At 68.5% G+C, this 16226-nt stretch carries 19 protein-coding genes and 1 tRNA gene; 10 read left to right on the top strand and 10 right to left on the bottom strand.

The genetic code is table 11. The annotated features are described in order from the left end of the window. Positions 1-98: 98 nt before the first annotated feature. Positions 99-314, bottom strand: a complete 216-nt coding sequence (locus QJS31_RS06110) for a DUF397 domain-containing protein (RefSeq protein WP_306356139.1) — start codon at positions 312-314, stop codon at positions 99-101. Continuing rightward, positions 301-1209 carry a helix-turn-helix transcriptional regulator gene (locus tag QJS31_RS06105; RefSeq protein ID WP_306356138.1) on the bottom strand — a complete coding sequence of 303 codons (909 nt, stop codon included), beginning with the start codon at positions 1207-1209 and terminating at the stop codon, positions 301-303. Before QJS31_RS06105 ends, QJS31_RS06110 begins: the two co-directional genes overlap by 14 nt. Before the next feature lie 217 nt (positions 1210-1426). Between QJS31_RS06105 and QJS31_RS06100 the strand changes: the two genes are divergently transcribed. Genes QJS31_RS06100 through QJS31_RS06085 form a run of 4 tightly spaced genes read left to right on the top strand, consistent with a single transcriptional unit; the run spans position 1427 to position 3000 of the window. Continuing rightward, entirely contained in the window at positions 1427-1627 is a 201-nt protein-coding gene (locus tag QJS31_RS06100) for a hypothetical protein (RefSeq protein ID WP_306356137.1), read from the top strand. Between the two features lie 55 nt (positions 1628-1682). Beyond that, the gene (locus QJS31_RS06095) at positions 1683-2057 is read left to right on the top strand and encodes a hypothetical protein (protein ID WP_306356136.1); all 375 of its coding nucleotides are present in this window, start codon (positions 1683-1685) and stop codon (positions 2055-2057) included. Next, a complete protein-coding gene (locus tag QJS31_RS06090; protein ID WP_306356135.1) occupies positions 2054-2485 on the top strand; it encodes a DUF4254 domain-containing protein in 432 nt (143 codons plus the stop codon). The genes QJS31_RS06095 and QJS31_RS06090 overlap by 4 nt, the downstream gene beginning before the upstream one ends. A 26-nt stretch (positions 2486-2511) precedes the next feature. Then, entirely contained in the window at positions 2512-3000 is a 489-nt protein-coding gene (locus QJS31_RS06085) for a DUF4254 domain-containing protein (RefSeq protein WP_306356134.1), read from the top strand. An 899-nt stretch (positions 3001-3899) separates the two neighbouring features. Here QJS31_RS06085 and QJS31_RS06080 read toward each other — a convergent pair. Further along, positions 3900-3972: transfer RNA gene (locus QJS31_RS06080), tRNA-Asn, on the bottom strand. A 186-nt stretch (positions 3973-4158) separates the two neighbouring features. Here QJS31_RS06080 and QJS31_RS06075 point away from each other — a divergent pair. Then, positions 4159-4404 carry a hypothetical protein gene (locus QJS31_RS06075; protein ID WP_029932092.1) on the top strand — a complete coding sequence of 82 codons (246 nt, stop codon included), beginning with the start codon at positions 4159-4161 and terminating at the stop codon, positions 4402-4404. A gap of 51 nt (positions 4405-4455) precedes the next feature. On the opposite strand, the gene dnaG is transcribed toward QJS31_RS06075, so the two are convergent. Next, positions 4456-6372, bottom strand: coding sequence for a DNA primase (gene dnaG / locus QJS31_RS06070; protein WP_306356133.1), 1917 nt, complete (start codon positions 6370-6372; stop codon positions 4456-4458). A 109-nt stretch (positions 6373-6481) separates the two neighbouring features. Between dnaG and QJS31_RS06065 the strand changes: the two genes are divergently transcribed. From QJS31_RS06065 to QJS31_RS06055, 3 genes are read left to right on the top strand one after another with little or no spacing between them, the layout of a single operon-like run. Then, entirely contained in the window at positions 6482-7072 is a 591-nt protein-coding gene (locus tag QJS31_RS06065) for an energy-coupling factor transporter transmembrane protein EcfT (RefSeq protein WP_282780154.1), read from the top strand. Positions 7073-7132: 60 nt separating this feature from the next. Then, on the top strand, positions 7133-7681 hold the full coding sequence (locus QJS31_RS06060) for a biotin transporter BioY (protein ID WP_306356132.1): 549 nt from the start codon (positions 7133-7135) through the stop codon (positions 7679-7681). Next, positions 7678-8352, top strand: a complete 675-nt coding sequence (locus QJS31_RS06055; protein WP_306356131.1) for an energy-coupling factor ABC transporter ATP-binding protein — start codon at positions 7678-7680, stop codon at positions 8350-8352. The genes QJS31_RS06060 and QJS31_RS06055 overlap by 4 nt, the downstream gene beginning before the upstream one ends. A 13-nt stretch (positions 8353-8365) precedes the next feature. Here QJS31_RS06055 and QJS31_RS06050 read toward each other — a convergent pair whose 3' ends face one another. The 5 genes from QJS31_RS06050 to QJS31_RS06030 all read right to left on the bottom strand — a co-directional run bounded on the left by QJS31_RS06050 (position 8366) and on the right by QJS31_RS06030 (position 12605). Then, entirely contained in the window at positions 8366-9058 is a 693-nt protein-coding gene (locus tag QJS31_RS06050; protein ID WP_306356130.1) for a 2OG-Fe(II) oxygenase family protein, read from the bottom strand. Between the two features lie 60 nt (positions 9059-9118). Beyond that, positions 9119-9832 carry a hypothetical protein gene (locus QJS31_RS06045; RefSeq protein WP_282780162.1) on the bottom strand — a complete coding sequence of 238 codons (714 nt, stop codon included), beginning with the start codon at positions 9830-9832 and terminating at the stop codon, positions 9119-9121. 125 nt (positions 9833-9957) lie between these two features. Then, positions 9958-11211, bottom strand: coding sequence for a deoxyguanosinetriphosphate triphosphohydrolase (locus tag QJS31_RS06040; protein WP_282780164.1), 1254 nt, complete (start codon positions 11209-11211; stop codon positions 9958-9960). 3 nt (positions 11212-11214) lie between these two features. Next, positions 11215-11880, bottom strand: coding sequence for a YdcF family protein (locus QJS31_RS06035; protein WP_306356359.1), 666 nt, complete (start codon positions 11878-11880; stop codon positions 11215-11217). Positions 11881-11909: 29 nt separating this feature from the next. After that, positions 11910-12605 (bottom strand): MBL fold metallo-hydrolase, encoded by a 696-nt coding sequence (locus QJS31_RS06030; protein WP_282786514.1) that lies wholly within the window; start codon positions 12603-12605, stop codon positions 11910-11912. A gap of 65 nt (positions 12606-12670) precedes the next feature. Between QJS31_RS06030 and QJS31_RS06025 the strand changes: the two genes are divergently transcribed. Further along, a complete protein-coding gene (locus tag QJS31_RS06025; protein WP_306356129.1) occupies positions 12671-14671 on the top strand; it encodes a TPM domain-containing protein in 2001 nt (666 codons plus the stop codon). Between the two features lie 74 nt (positions 14672-14745). Continuing rightward, entirely contained in the window at positions 14746-15186 is a 441-nt protein-coding gene (locus tag QJS31_RS06020) for a DUF6247 family protein (RefSeq protein WP_051037017.1), read from the top strand. Positions 15187-15206: 20 nt separating this feature from the next. Here QJS31_RS06020 and QJS31_RS06015 read toward each other — a convergent pair. Next, positions 15207-16226, bottom strand: a 1020-nt coding sequence (locus QJS31_RS06015; RefSeq protein WP_306356128.1) for a molybdopterin-dependent oxidoreductase, incomplete at its 5' end; no start/stop codon positions are given.

Raw genomic sequence — 16226 nt, 5'->3', positions numbered from 1 at the left:
AACGCCCATCAGCCAAGGAGCGGATATCGGGATGTCAACTGCGGCACCCTGGTCCGACCAGCCGCGGGCTAGGGTCCGGCTATCATGTGAACACTCTGCTATTCACCTCGGCGCTGAAACGTACCGTTTCGTAGTCCGGCGGTAAAGGTGTCCCACTCGTTCGCGGCGAACATGAGCGTCGGGCCGGCCGGGTCCTTCGAATCGCGAACCCCGACTCCTCCCTCAGCGAGCCAGGCCACCTCGACACATTGCGAACTGCCTTCGCTGTAACTGCTTTTGAACCATGCCGCTCCGGTCAGGTCACCGTTCACCACGCTCGTGCTCCTTCGCTGCCTGCCGCAGCAGGGTCCTGCTCTCCACCTCATCCAGGCACTTGGCCCGGATTGCCCTCGCAAGCTCACTATAAAGGCGGACGTCGTCGGCCTTCTCGAGGTAGACGTCCTGAGAGAGGCCGCCGTCCATGTACACCACCGGGGGCTCTACGGGCTCACCCTTGGCGTTCTGGTCGAACTCGAGCAGGATGAACGAGCCGTGCGGCAAACCCCAGGTGAGACCGGCGCTGTAGGGGTGCACGCGGATCGTGATGTTGGGGCGTTTCGACATCTCGGCCAAATGCCGCAGCATGCCAGCCATGACCGACGGTCCGCCGAGCACGCGGTAGAGCACCGACGCATGGAGCATCACGTCCATCTCGACCGGATTCGTCCTGCGTGTGACCAAAGCCTGACGCTTGAGTCGATGCTCGACGCGTTTCTCGATGTCCTCGCTGCTGGTGAACCTGGGCGAGGCGCTGATGATCGCCCGCGCGTAGTCCGCAGTCTGCAGTAGCCCTGGAATGTGCTGATCGTGGTAGGTGGTCAGGCGGCGGGCGGCGGCTTCGAGCCCGACGTACATGTTGAAGGCACTGCTGTACAGGCCACCGTAGGCGTGATACCAGCTCTTGGCGCGCGCTTGGACGGCGAGATCCACGGCCGCGGCGGTCTCGGCTTCGCCGATGTCGTATACACGGCACAGCGCTTCCACGTCCTGCCTACGGACTTTCTGGATCTGGCCGGTCTCGATCCGTTGAAGAACGGCTCTGGACAGGTCCACCAGTTTGGCGGCCTCGGCGATGGTGAAGCCGGTCGCTTCGCGCCATTCGCGGAGCACGCGCCCGAGCTGGCGGCGGGGGAGAGTCGACGAGGGGCCGTCGTAGTCGGAGCTGGTCACGGGATTCCTCCAGGAAATCGAGTCACGGTGGATCGAAAAGCGAGTCCGACGTGCCTGAGAACCGAGCCCTGCCCTGTGGCATTAGAGCAATCATAATCGAGTTCTCGTTTTTGTTCGTCTCTATCCAGGGCCGATGGTGTGCTTGGACGGGGCGCACAAGGCATCAGGCCGTTCAGCCCCGATCCCTGGAACCCATCGAGCCGAGAAGGTCGGAACGATGAACGAGCGAACGAACGAAGAAGATCCGGGACGCGGAGTCCAGAGCCGCCGTGTGGACAGCGACTCCTGTTGCGTCGCACAGGACCCCAGCGTTCCCGATTGGCGTACGGCGCGGCTGCTGTGGGACTCGCACGCCACGCACGGTCCCGAATGCATCGTCCAGTTGGCGGCGGGCGCGTTCCTGTCGTGCGAGGAGTGATCGTGGCCGCACTTGCGCTCGGATGCGATGCACTGCCGACTGGTGAGCGGAGGCGGTGACGATGATGTCGCCCCTGATGTTGTTCCTCATCGTCAGCTGCCTGCTGACCCTCGTCTGCGGGGCCGTGATCGGCATGGCATGCTGGTGGCCCGTCCCGAACAAGGGTCTGACCGTCGCCGCGATCCAGCGACGCCTCGAACGCGAAAGGCTCGCTCAGGCAGCGGGTCTCAGCGTGTGGCCGGTCGGCCGGCCACACGAAGCACCTGAAGGTGCAATGTCGGTGGTCGAAGCCCATCGCACCATGCAGCGCCACCGCCGGTGCAGCGTCGCGGGCTGTGTCCGGAAAGCCACCGCCTACGACACCCTCGTCGCCGCCGGGCGGGTCACGCCCGACCGGGCGCGGCTCATCGTGGAGAGGCGGCGGCGATGACGCTGCCGGACAAAGACGCACTGCTCGCGGCATGCCGCGGCTTCCCGCGTCACGACCATCCACTGCTGCAAGCGGCAAGCGAACTCGCCGCCCTGCATCAGCAGCGAATACACTCCCACGCCACGACGACGGTGAACGAGATCGACTGGCGACGAGCCCAGGTGATGATCCGGATCGACCGCTGGGTGGCAGCCCGAGCGCCGAGCCCCTCGGGCGGCGCCCGGCTGCATACCGAGACGATCGGCCGCATCGTGGACCGGATCGCGCAGTTGTGCGTTCACGCGTACTCGCGGCTGGCGTCGCCGTCGAACGGCGCGTACGCGGACGCCAGCGCCGCGCTGTTCGAGCTCACCACGGGATACGAGGACCTCGTCGCCGAGATCATGCGCGGAATCCGGAAGCTTCCCGAGAGCTTCGATCAATGGTGAGGCCCCTCTGCCCGGAGCGGCGATCGATGGACGACAGCGACCCCGACCCGACGGTACGCACAGCGGCATTCGGATGCCGCGGATTGCGACTGCCGACCGGCGAGGAATTGGTGGCCTCGCTGCACGGCGGCCGCCCGGGCGACCATGTGCTGGTGCGATGTTTTCGGCAACTCGCCGCCTGCCATCGGCGCAGGCTCAGCTCCACGCCGAACGAGCAGACGGTGGCTGCCGGGGAGCGCCGAGCCAGAATCATACGGCTGATCGACCAGTGGGCCGACCGTTCCCTTCCGCGATCGGGTGAATCGGCGCGGCTGCATACCGAAACCCTGGCTTCGGTCGTCGACCGGCTCGCACTCGCCCACGAACAAGCCTGGCGCACGCTGATGACGGCCGGCGACCCGGCGGCCCCCGTTGTCCACGCTCGTTGGCGGCACCTGGCCGAACTCGTCGATGCCTACCGCGACCTCACCGAACAGGTGGCGGCAGGCCAGCGACAGCTGCCACGAGGCAGGTGACCGAAAGCGGCCCGTCAGATCAGCGTCGGTTCCGGCAATCTTTCCGCTTCGGACGTGTTCTTCAGAAACGTTTGTTGCGCACATCACAGTTGTGGATCTAGGCTGGACGCACTCGACACAGAGCGACCGTTCGGCAAACCGCGAAACACAGCCCCTGTGACCGACGTTTCCCAGGGATCTGCGGTGGCAGCACCTGAAGGCGTGATCTTCTTTTCCCGCGTAAACGGTCGGAGCCTTCTTCACGCGAGTCTTTCACTGGTCAATCGCACACCCTCTGCCGCTGTGGCGGAGCATCGCGAATCGCGCACGCTGCCTTGACGCGCGTCGGTCTCCAAAACGCTTGTCTGAGTGCGTGTTCGGAGGTGAGAGGGAGATCTGCCATGGGACGTCGTAGCCGACGCTTCGGGGTCACCATGGCGTCCACCCGAGAATTGATGCGATCGTGGCCGATCTCCTACGCATGCGCCAGAAGCCACGAGCGGCGCTCGCCGCCCTGAGCGGCCGCGCGTCACGTTCAGCAACAACATCATTCGGATCAAAGGCACCGGGAAGGGCAAGGGCTGATCCGCCAAGACCAAGACCAACTTCGGATTTCGGACGGTGATCCTGCCGCAGTTCGCGGTCGACGCCCTCCGGCGCGCCCTGGCGGAGCAGCCGGACAAGAACTCGGCCGAGGCTGCGGACAATGACCTGGATCTGATTCTCACCAGTCGTAACGGCGGCGTCTGGGATCCACACAACTACAACCGGCTCTGGCCTACATTAACCAGCCGACCGAGGCACCCGACTTCACGACGACGCTGAATCAGCTCGCGGGCTGAAAGCGTGTCACTTCCGTGTCGTTCACGGGCACAAAGGAAAAACCAGGTGCGAACTGAATTGTTCGCACCTGGCAGAGGCTCCCCCATCTGGACTCGAACCAGAAACCTGCCGATTAACAGTCGGCTGCTCTGCCAATTGAGCTATAGGGGATTGTTTCCCGTTCCGCCCTGGCGGGCCGAACGGATTGAAACTTTAGCGCACGTTCGCCGAAGTTCCCAAATCGCCCCTCTACCTGCGGACATGTGGTGGGTTGGGGGTGGGGTGCCGGATCGACAGGGGGTGGGGGGTTCGGGCAGGATGTAGGCGCGGACTGGCCTACGGGAGGAGCACTTCTCAATGCTGCGGTTGATCATCGGCGTCGCTGCCGGGTATGTGTTGGGCGCGAAGGCCGGGCGGGCTCGGTATGAGCAGATCAGCAAGACGGCGCGGGCGATCAATGAGAGTCCGGTCACGCGGAAGCTGGTGCTGGTGAGTCGGCAGAAGCTGGCGGACAAGTTGAGCACGCAGCCGAAGTTGGAGCCGATGGTGCCGCTGGACGAGCGCACCACCGTGATGGTGCCGCAGGATCAGCTGCGGCGCTGAGAGAGGGCTCGGCTGCGCCGTCGCGCCCTGGGCGGGAGCCGCGCCTTGGGCTCAGCTGCCGATGGCGAAGTCGTCGGAGTTGCCCATGGCCTGGGTGAGCAGGCTCTTGCGGTACTGCTCCAGGGCCACCAGGTCGCCGAAGAGCTCCAGGTAGGCGTCGGTCTGCTCGGTGGAGGAGATGCGCTGGAGTTTGGACTTGAGCTGGGCGATCTGGCGGCCGACCCAGGCTTCCTGGGTGCGGGCCAGGACGCCGGTGATGACGCGGGGGACGTCGTCGGCTGATTTGACCGGGAGCGGTTCGGCGGCCAGTTCGGAGACCAGGGCGCGCAGCGTCAGGTCGGGGGTGTTGTCGGCGACCAGGGCGACCCATTCGGAGCCGCCGATGCCGCTGGAGACACCGCCGGCGTCGGTGATGGCGGTGCGGACGGCGACGTAGGCGGGGTGGGTGAAGGCCTCCGGGTCGAGGGTGTCGAAGAGCGGACCCGCCAGGGCCGGGTATTGCAGTGCGGCGGCCAGGGATTGGCGCTGTGGGAGCAGGGTCGGGTCGTTGGGGTTGGGGCGGGCGGCGGGGTGTGCCGTGACCTCCTGCGCCGCTTCGCGTCCCGGAATGCCGGGGCGCGCGCCGCCGCGGGCGATCTTGCGGGCCTCCTCACCGACGCGGCGGACGACGAGCTGGATGTCGTCCCAGCCGACCCAGCCCGCGAGCTTGGTGGCGTACGCCTTGCGTAGGGCGTTGTCCTTGATCTGTGCGACCACGGGGACGGCGCGGCGCAGGGCATCGACCTGGCCCTCGGGGGAATCCAGGTTGTGTTCGGCGAGCAGGCCGCGAATCACGAACTCGTACAGGGGAACCCGGCGGGCCACCAGGTCGCGGACCGCGCCGTCGCCGGAGCGCTGGCGCAGCTCGCACGGATCCATGCCGTCGGGGGCCACGGCGATATAGGTCTGCCCCGCGAGCTTCTGGTCGCCGCTGAACGCCTTGAGGGCGGCGGCCTGCCCGGCCTCGTCACCGTCGAAGGTGTAGATGATCTCGCCGCGCCAGAAGTTGTCGTCCATGAGCAGGCGGCGCAGCACGGCGAGATGTTCCTCGCCGAAGGCCGTACCGCAGGACGCCACCGCGGTTTTGACGCCCGCCAGGTGCATGGCCATCACATCGGTGTAGCCCTCGACCACCACCGCCTGATGTGCCTTGGCGATCTCGCGTTTGGCCAGATCGAGGCCGAACAACACCTGGGACTTCTTGTACAGCATCGTTTCCGGGGTGTTGATGTACTTGGCGGTCATCTGGTCGTCGTCGTAGAGCCGACGGGCGCCGAATCCGATCACATCGCCGCTGAGATTGCGGATGGGCCACAGCAGTCTGCGGTGGAAACGGTCGATGGGGCCCTGGCGGCCCTGCTTGGACAGACCGGCCGCCTCCAGCTCCTTGAACTCGAAGCCGCGGCGCAGCAGATGTTTGGTGAGCGCGTCCCAGCCGCCGGGTGCGTAGCCGCAGCCGAACTGGCGGGCGACGGCCGCGTCGAAATTGCGATCGGTGAGGTACTTGCGGGCGGCCTCGGCTCCGGGCTCGCCCAGCTGCGCCATGTAGAACTCGTGGGCGGCCTGATTGGCTGCCACCAGGCGGCTGCGGGTGCCGCGGTCGCGCTGCACCGAGGTGCCGCCGCCCTCGTAATTGATCTTGTAGCCGATCCGGTCGGCCAACTGCTCCACGGCCTCGACGAATCCGACGTGCTCGATCTTCTGCAGGAAGGCGAAGACGTCGCCGCCTTCACCGCAGCCGAAGCAGTGGAAGTGGCCGTGCTGCGGACGCACGTGGAACGAGGGGGACTTCTCGTCGTGGAACGGGCACAGGCCCTTCATCGAGAGCGGACCGGCCGCCTTCAGGGCGACGTATTCGCCCACGACATCCTCGATCCGGACTCGTTCACGAATCGCTGCGATATCACGATCAGGGAGTCGTCCGGCCACGCCGCGAGTCTAGCCGCGCCACGGCGACACGCGAGACCCGGACGCACCCGGAGATCGGCCCCGGCCCCCGCACCTCGGGAAAGGGTGGGCCGCATGCCACCATCTAGCGGTGCTCAGCCTCTATCACGACGCCCGGACGCCGGTGCATGCCGTGCCCGCCGGAGCGAAGCTGATCGTCTTGGCGACCACGGGCACGGCCCTGTTCTTCGTCACCTCGCCGGTGTGGCTGGCGGTGGCGCTGGGCGTCGTACTGGCCCTGTACGCGCTGGCACGGATTCCCTGGCGAGCGACCGGGCGGCAGGTGCTGGCCATCGCCCCGTTCCTGGTGTTGATCGCCATCGCCCAATTGATGTTCACCGGTTGGGTGAGTGCCGTGCTGGTGAGCGAACGCATCCTGGCACTGGTGCTGCTGGCGAATCTGGTGACGCTCACCACGCGTACCTCGGCCATGATCGACACCATCGAACGGGCATTGGGCCCGCTGCGACCGATCGGTGTGCGGCCCGAGCGGGTGGGCCTGCTGGTGGCCATGACCATCCGCTTCATTCCGGTCATCCGCGAACAGGCCGAGCTGGTGCGGGCCGCGCAGCGGGCGCGCGGCATCGAGCGCAGCACCGCCTTCCTCATTCCATTGCTCATCCGCACCCTGCGCATGGCGGACAATCTCGGCGAGGCCCTCGACGCCCGCGGGTTGCAGTAGCGCCGCGGCAAGCGAGACCGCCGTACCAGATCACACCCGCCCCTCCCCTACGATGCTCCGGTGCGTAGTAGGGATTTGGCGCAGGTGGCGCTGTTCACGGCGATCATGGTGGTGCTCGGGTTCTTCCCGCTCATCCAACTGCCGGGGGCCTTCGCGCCGTTCACCTCGCAAACCCTGGGTGTGATCCTGGCGGGATCGATCCTCGGCGCGAAGCGCGGCACCCTGGCCATGCTGTTGTTCGTCGTACTGGTCCTGGTGGGACTGCCGGTGCTGCCGGGCGGGCGCGGCGGCCTGTCGGTGATCCTCGGTCCGACGGGCGGCTTCGTCCTCGCGTATCCGGTCGGCGCGCTGGTCATCGGTCTGCTGACCGAGCGGCTGTGGCGGCGCTACAGCCTGCCCGTCGCGATCGCGATCAACTTCTTCGGCGGGGCGATCGTGTTGTACGCCATCGGCATTCCGTGGATGGCCGTCGCCGCCGATATCCCGCTCGGCAAGGCCATCGTCACCTCCGCGGCCTTCCTCCCGGGTGATGCGGTGAAGACGGTGATCGGCTCACTGGCCGCGGTCGCCGTGCGCCGGGCCTACCCTCTCATCCCGGCCCGCGCATGATCGAACTCGAGGGTGTCGGCCATCGTTTCGGTGAGCGCGAGGTGCTGCGCGAGCTGAATCTGACGCTGAGCGAGCGCCGCATCGGCGTCATCGGCTCCAATGGTTCGGGCAAGTCCACCTTCGCCCGGTTGCTCAACGGCTTGCAGATCCCGGCCGAGGGCCGGGTGCGAGTGGACGGGTTGGACACCCGCAAGCGGGGCCGCGAGGTGCGCAAACGGGTCGGCTTCGTCTTCCAGGACCCCGATGTGCAGATCGTCATGCCGACCGTGGCCGAAGACCTGGCGTTCGGGTTGAAGCACCACGGGCTGGCCAAGCCGGAGATCGCCGCCCGCGTCACCGAGGTGCTCGCCGAGTACGGGTTGAGCGACTACCGCGACCACCCCGCCCATCTGCTCAGCGGCGGACAGAAACAGCTGCTCGCCATTGCCGCGGTACTTGCCGTGCGACCCGACCACGTCGTCTTCGATGAGCCGACCACGCTGCTGGACCTGCGCAACAAGCGCCGCATCACGCGCTTGCTGCACACCCTGCCGCAGCGCGTGGTGGTGGTCTCCCACGATCTCGATCTGCTCGCCGACTTCGACCGTGTCCTGGTGTTCGACGAGGGCCGCGTCGTCGCCGACGGGCCGCCCGCCGACAGCGTCGCCCACTACCTCGCCATGCACCCGTAGCCGAATCCGCGCGTCAGCCGTGCGAGTTGGCGGCGAACCGCGGTGGCGCGGACCGGAATTCGACGGTCGATTCGACCGCCATGGTGACGGCGACCCGGCCCTTGGCGGCATGCGGGGACCACAGCCGATGCGCGGCGGCGCGCACCTGCCCCGCTGTGGCGGCCTCGGCCGCACCGCCGACCGTCAGCAGCACCGAATTCTCCCGGGGCGGCACCTCCCGCCAGTGTCCGGCGGAGTCCTCGATCAGCAGGCCGCACAGCAGGTCCGGCAGCAGGAAGGTCAGGAAGCCGGTGTCACCGTGGACGGCGGTATCCGGTGTGCAGCGCCGGTCCGGCTCCGGGCGGACGTGCACGAGCTGCGGGCGCACCGCCGTCACTCGACCGACCCAGCGGTCGAAGTGATCCTCCGGATATCCCAGTGCCGAAGCGAGCGCGGCGAGCAGATCCGGTGACAGTGCCGCGAGGCCGCGCGCCCAGTCCGAGACCGACTGGCGCAGCGGGGCGGTCGCGACATCGTCGGGCAGGTGCGCGACATCGATCACCCCCGAGGCGGCGGCGTGCGCGCAGAATTGCCTGGCCGCCGTGAGAACGTCGACGAGTGGGAGCTGCCGAATCTCGACGCCGATCAAATAACAGACACCGGTGTCCGCCAATGCGTCTCGGAGCCGGGTGCCGAAATCGGCCCGGTCCGTTCGCAGACCGGCCACATCGAGCGTTGGTACGCGGAATCTATCGCCCACGGCGATCAGCCCCCCTAATTCGAGACCTCATGGTCGACCCTCTGCGCCGAACCGGCGGCGACGGGCTTCCTCGCCGAGGGTACGCCCGGGACGGGAATGGAAATCCATGGTCGCGCTCACCCGGGGCACCGGTCCCCGGCTCGGCGTCACCCGGTGCACCGACAGCCGGCCCGCGTGCAGCATCAGCGCACCGGGCAGGGTCGGCAGCACCCGCACCGAATGTCGGCGCGGACCGGCGATGAGCTGGGCCGGAAACGATTCCCCGGTCGCCCAGGGCAGCGGCACGTACTCGAACATGCCGCCGTACTCCGGGGCCAGGACATGCAGGGTGAGCGTGTAGTCAGCGGCATCGAAATGCCACTTCTCGTCGGCGGGTTCGTGACCGTGCACCGTCACCGCCGCGCGGTCGTCCGCGGACCGGTACGCATGCTCGCCGACCACACCGGAGACGACATCGAGCAGTGGTTCCCAGCGGTAGAGGAGTTTCAGTGGCGAGGATTCGGGTATTCGGTCGTAGGTCAGCGTGGTGACACCGACGGTCGAGTCCGCTACGGAATCGTCCGATTCCACGACCATCTCGGCTATTTCGATAATGGCTCCCCTTGTCAAGAAGTCGCGCAGCAGCACCGTGCCCGTGGATTCGAATTCCGCACGCCACTGTGCCATCAGGGTTTTCAGGACCGCAGGGTCACGGCGGTCCAACGGATACCGATCCAGGTCGACGGCTGATTCGAGTCCCATCGGCATCGTGTCCCCTGCTCGCCGAATTACCGCCGCGGCAACGATTGGGCGCGACGGTCTCTCACCTTCCAGGGTGACATATCGTCCGGCGGCGGTTCGAGGTTTCGCGACCGGTTAGGGGTGCGCTAGGGGATCGCGGCCGCGACGCGCTCCAACCGGCTCTCGGTGTAGGACGCGATCTGATCCACGATGACACGCACCCGGGCGGTGTCGTCGGCGGCGGCCTCCCACCAGGGCAGCAGTACCGGATCCAGCCCGTTCGGTGCTTTGGCGAGCAGGTGGTCGGCGACCGACAGGATGCGATCGCGCTGGTCACGCTGGCGGTCCTGGTGGCCACGGTCGGACATGACGTAGCGCAGGGCGACCGTCTTCAGCACGGCGACCTCGGCGGCGACGATCGGGGGCACCGCCAGGTCGGCGGCGTAGCGGCACAGTCGGCGACCGCCCCACGCCTCCCGGGTGGCCTCCACCGCGGCGGTAGCGAAGCGGCCGACCAATTCACTGGTGAGGCGTTTGAGCGCCACCGAGGCCGTCAGCGACGCGTCGTAATCGCAGGCGGCGGCCACCACCGGCAGCTCGGACAGGCGTTGCGCCGCAGCGACGAGCTCTTCCGGATCGAGTGAACGGTGCTGTGCCGCACCGAGTTCGGCGAGGGCGGCCTGCTCCACCGGATCGCCCAGCGCGCGCAGATCGATGCGGCCCGCGATCACACCGTCCTCCACGTCGTGCACGGAGTACGCCACATCGTCGGACCAGTCCATGATCTGGGACTCCAGGCACTGGCGGCGCTCCGGGGCATTCCGGCGCACCCACTCCAGCCGCTCCATGTCCACGTCGTACGCGCCGAACTTGCCGCCGGGAGCGGTTCTCCCCCACGGATACTTGATCACCGCGTCGAGGGCGGCGCGGGTGAGGTTCAGGCCCGCGCTCACCCCGCGCTCGTCGACGACCTTCGGTTCCAGGCGGGTGAGAATCCGCAGGTTCTGGGCATTGCCCTCGAATCCACCGTAGGCGTCGGCGAACTGGTCGAGGGCGTGCTCACCATTGTGGCCGTAGGGCGGATGGCCGATATCGTGCGCCATTCCGGCCAGATCGACCAGATCCGGATCGCAGCCCAGCCCGTCGGCGATACTGCGGCCGATCTGCGCGACCTCGAGCGAATGGGTGAGCCGGGTGCGCGGGGTGTCGCCCTCACGCGGACCCATGACCTGCGTCTTGTCCGCCAGTCGCCGCAACGCGGCGGAATGCAGCACTCGCGCGCGGTCGCGAGAGAAATCGGTGCGGCGCGCCGGAGTCGACGACCAGCTGAGTCCGGCCGTCTTGGCGGATTCGGTGACCAGGCGGGCCCGGTCGTCGTCGGTGTACGGATCGGTGCTCATGGCTCACTGCTCCGCGGTGTACTCGAAATCGGCCGAGTAGTGCGTGATCCGGTACCAGATCAGGGCGAAGGTCTCCCGGAAGATGCCGTGCGCCTGCGACTCCCGGGTGTAGACGGCCGGGCCGGTGCGCGTGGGTGCGGTCCACGCCTCCAGCCCCGCGTCGCGGGCCATGGTGCGGGTGCGCAGCGAATGCCACGGATCGCTCACCAGCACCGTCGACGTCTTGTCCCGGGCCTGGAGGGCCTTGGCGACGGCCTCCACACTCTGCAGGGTGTCCGAACCGGTTTCCACGGCCAGGATGCTGTCGGCCGGGACACCGCGGGACTTCAGATAGTTCTTGCCCGAGGCCGCCTCGGTGTAGTTGTCGCCCAGCTGTTTTCCGCCCACGGTGACGATCAGCGGGGCCACTCCGCGCTGGAACAGCCGGTACGCCTGGTCCAGGCGCGCCTCGAAGACCGTGGACGGTGTGCCGTCGTATTGGGCCGCGCCCAGCACCACGATGGCGTCGGCCTTCGAGTAGTCGCTGATCCGGGCGACCTGCCAGACCCGCACGGCCGTCCCGCCGACCACGACCAGCCCGGCCAGCACCGCGCCCACCAGCAGCCGCGCGGTCCAGCGCCAGATGCCGCGCGCGCAGCCGCCCCGCTCGTCGGCGGCCGCCCGCCGCATCGGGTCGGGGTAGCCGCGCTGCTGGATATTCACCAACCGCGTCGCCGCCACTCGGGCACCTGCGGACGCTCCGCGCCGAGCGTGGTGTCGTCGCCGTGGCCCGGGTAGACGACCGTGTCGTCACCGAAACGGGCGAACAGCTTGGACTCGACATCGCCGAGCAGGGAGGCGAAATCCTCGGGGGTACCGGTCTTGCCGACACCGCCCGGGAAGAGCGAGTCACCGGTGAACAGGTGGGTGCGCCCCGCGCCGTCGGTGAGGGCCAGCGCGACCGACCCGGGGGTGTGGCCGCGCAGATGGATCACCTCGAGGTCGAGTTCGCCGATGCGCACCGTCTCGCCGTCGGCGAGCAGCCGGTCCGGGGGCACGGGCAGGGCGGGGGCGTCGAGTTCATGGGCGGCGGTGGGGATCTCGGTGGCCGATGCCACCTCCTTCAGCGCCCACCAGTGGTCCGGGTGCTGATGCGTGGTGACGATCAGTTCGACCCGCCCGGGTGCCTCCTGCTCGATGAGTTCCAGCAGGCGTTCGGCCTCGTTGGCGGCATCGATCAGCAGGGTCGCGCCGGTGGCGGTGCACCGCACCAGATAGACGTTGTTGTCCATCTGGCCGACCGACATCTTCACGATGCGCGCGCCCGGGACCTCCCGCTGCTGCGGATTGCTGCCGGGGGCGACATGGCCCGTATAGGGCGAATCGATCGTGATCACACTGCCGATGGTAGTCATGGCCGCCGACACGGGTGGTAGGAAGAAAACTCACGCACCCCTTCCCTGCGGATAGATTCGAGACCATGGCGCCACCGAAGCCACTGATCCTGGTCCTGACCGGCTTTCTGCTGGCCTTCACACTGCTGGCCGGCCAGCCCGCGGTGGCGCGCGCGGAGCAGCCGACGCGGCTGCCCGGGTACGTCACCGACACCGCGCAGGTGTTGAGCGACGCGCAGGAGGCCGAGGTCGCGGCGGCCGTGGAAGAGCTGTACGGCGCCGAACGCGAACGGCTGTGGGTCGTCTATGTACGCGACTTCGCCGGGATGGACCCCCGGGAGTGGGGTGAGCGCACGGCGGCGGCCTCGAATTTCGGGGATCGGGATGTGCTGCTGTCCGTCGCCGTGGACGACCGCGCCTACGCGTTCACCGGCAGCCTTCCCCAGGATGTCGGCGAGAGCGACCTGGACCGCATGCTCACCGATGACGTGGAACCGAGACTGCGCGCCGGGGACTGGGCCGGGGCCGCGGTGGCGACCGCGCACGGGCTGTCGGCGGCCATGAATCCGCCCGGGACCAACCCGCTGCCGCTGCTGATCGTCGCGGCGGTGGTGGTGCTGCTGGTGGCAGGGCTGTGGTGGTGGTCGCGGTCCCGGCGAGCCGAGCGGGAGTGGCGGGAACTGGAGCGGGTGCGGGAGATCGACCCGACCGACACCGCGGCGCTGACCGCCCTGCCGCTGCCGATCCTGGACACGCGCTCGCGGGAACTGCTCGTGGACATCGACAACGCGATTCGCACCAGCACCGAGGAATTGCGTTTGGCCACCGACGAATTCGGCAACACCACCACCGCGCCCTTCGCCGCCGCGCTGGAGGCCGCGAAACACGCATTGGCCACGGCGTTCTCGATCCGCCAGCAGCTCGACGACGCGATCCCGGAGTCCCCGGATCAGCGCCGCGGCATGCTGGTGGACCTCATCGCCACCTGCGGGCGGGCCGATCGGGAACTCGACGCCAAGGTCGACGAATTCGACGCCATGCGCAATCTGCTCATCAATGCCGGAGACCGGCTGGACGCACTGACCCGGAGCCTGGTGGAGCTGACGGCGCGGATGCCGGGCGCGGAGACCACACTGGACACGCTGGTGCGGGAGCATCCGGCGTCGGTGATCGCGCCCATTCGCGACAATGTGCGCATGGCGCACGAACGAATCGCGTTCGCGGAGCACAATATCGAGCAGGGGCGGGCCGCGGCGGCGCGGCCGGTGGGTGAGCAGGGCGCCGCGGTCGGAGCCATCCGCGCCGCCGAATCGGCGGTGGACGCGGCGCGCACGCTGCTGGACGCCGTGGACACCGCCGCCACCGATATCGCCGCCGCGCGTTCCGGACTGGCCGCGATGGTGGCCGAGCTGCGGCGCGATCTCGCCACGGCCGAAACCCTCGGCGCTCACGGCGGAACCGAACTGCCCGCGGCAATCGGCGCGGCGCGCGACGCCCTGGAGGACGCCACCGCCAACGGCGACGCCAACCCGCTCGGGGTCTTCCAGCGGGCGGTGGCCGCGGACACCGCCCTGGACAAGGCGATCGCCGCCGCCACCGACCGCAAGCTGGCCGCCGACGATCTGGCGCGACGCCTCGATCAGGCTATGACGGCCGCGCGCGGACGCATCAATGCCGCGGCCGATTTCATCAGCACCCGGCGCGGCGGCGTGGACGCCGAACCCCGCACCCGATTGGCCGAGGCCCAACGCCATCTGGACCGGGCACAGGAGCTCGCCACCACGAACCCCGGCGAGGCGCTGCAATCGGCCCAGCGCGCAGTGGAACTCGGGGCCAGCGCCCTGCACACCGCCGAAGCGAACGTACGGTCCTGGCAGGCCAGCCACACACCCACCGGCGGCTCGCAGACCGGCGCGGTGCTGGGCGGCATTCTCATCGACGGCATGCTGCGCGGGATGGGCACCGGATACCGGCGCGGTGGTGGGTTCGGCGGCGGATTCAGCCGTGGTGGCGGTCGCGGGATGGGGCCCGGGTCCTTCGGCGGCTCGCAGGGTTCGCGGCGCATCAGCCGCGGCGGGCGTTTCTGACCGTCGGCTCCGACATGTGGGCGATGCGCACCGTTTCGCAACCGGAGATCGGAGACGCGGACTAGCGTGGGTTCATGACAGCCGAGCATGGTTACGCCAAGTTCGAGCACGGATTTCCGCTACCCGCACATGCCAGCCCGGCCGCGATCCGGTCCTGTCTGGATCCGGCGGATGTGCAGCGCTTCGACCGCGAATACTCCGACGCCCTCGACGTGGCGCGCGAAAGTCTCGACCTCACCGGATTGTTCGACACCTTGGCCACCTGGCGGCATACCGCCGATCGCGCCCTGCTGCCCGATGGCCGGGTGCCGGTGCGCTGCGTGCTGCTCTTCGGCGACGAGGCCCGTCTCGTCACCCCCTGGCATCTGGGCCGGGATCTGCTGCGCCTGCCCGCCTCGGTGATCGCCCGCGCCTGCGATATGCCCGCCAACGAACTCCCGGGGCGCTACTTCACCGCCACCGGGGACCGCGACAACCTGCACGACTTCCGCCTGGTCAACGACCCGCGGCTGTGATCCGCCGCGGGCCGTCCGGCTCAGGCGTCGACCGTGACCCGGTGCAGGCCGCCCGGGCCGAGCGGATACGGCGGGCGCACGTCGGCGTCCTGGACCTCGCCGGAGCGGCTGGTGACGCGGGCCTCCACGGTGTGCGGGCCGGGCGGGAGGTCGATGACGGTGCGCCAGCGCCGCCACGCGGCCGGGGCGAGTTCGGCGCCGAGTTCGACCGGGAGCCATTCGGTTTCGTCGATGCGGATCTCGACACCCGCCACGCCGTGCGGCGGCGCCCAGGCGACGCCCGCCACGGTGCATTTGCCGGAACCGGGGCTGCCGACCGAGGCGACGTCGATGCGGGCCTGCGGGCGCACCCACAGCGGCTCACTGGTCCAGCCGCGCTTCCACCAGTAGTCCAGGTGGCTGTCGTCGGTGAGTTCCAGTTCGGTGAGCCATTTCGCGCCGGTGTACTGACCGTACAGACCGGGCACGAAAACCCGGGCCGGGAAACCGTGTTCGGGGCTGAGCGGTTCACCGTTCATGCCGATGACCAGGTACCCGGGCCACTCGCCCGTGCGCAGCGGGGCCAGCGGGAGCGAGATGGTGAATCCGTCGCTGGCGCGGGTGACCAGGCGGGTGGCGCCGGTTTCGGGCAGGGCGTGATCGAGCAGCGTGGTCAGCGGCACCCCGAGCCAGCGGGCGTTCCCGGCACGCCCGGCGGCGACGGTATTGTGCACGCACACCATGACCGCGTCGAATTCCTCCGCCTGCTCGGCCAATTCACGCAGCGACAGGCGCAGCGAGTGCGCGACCATACCGCTGATGGACAACCGCCAGTGTTCGGGGTCGAGCCGGGGTGGGCGCGAGTTCACATCCGCCACATAGAAGTTCGAGCTCGTGGTGATGAGCGGTGACAGACCGGGTTCGATGCCGAGGCCGTCGTCGGGGATCGGCTGGTGGGCGCCCATGGGACCGACCCGCTGCGCGCGCTCCCGGTAGCGGCGGTCGGCCCGGCGCAGCAGGGTCTCCGCACCCGCGAGGAGACCGGCACCGGCGGTGGCCCA

Source organism: Nocardia sp. CC213A, assembly GCF_030766805.1.
GTDB classification, from domain to species: domain Bacteria; phylum Actinomycetota; class Actinomycetes; order Mycobacteriales; family Mycobacteriaceae; genus Nocardia; species Nocardia otitidiscaviarum.
Note: the sequence above shows the minus strand (reverse complement) of the source record. Positions and strands in the feature narration are given on the sequence as shown.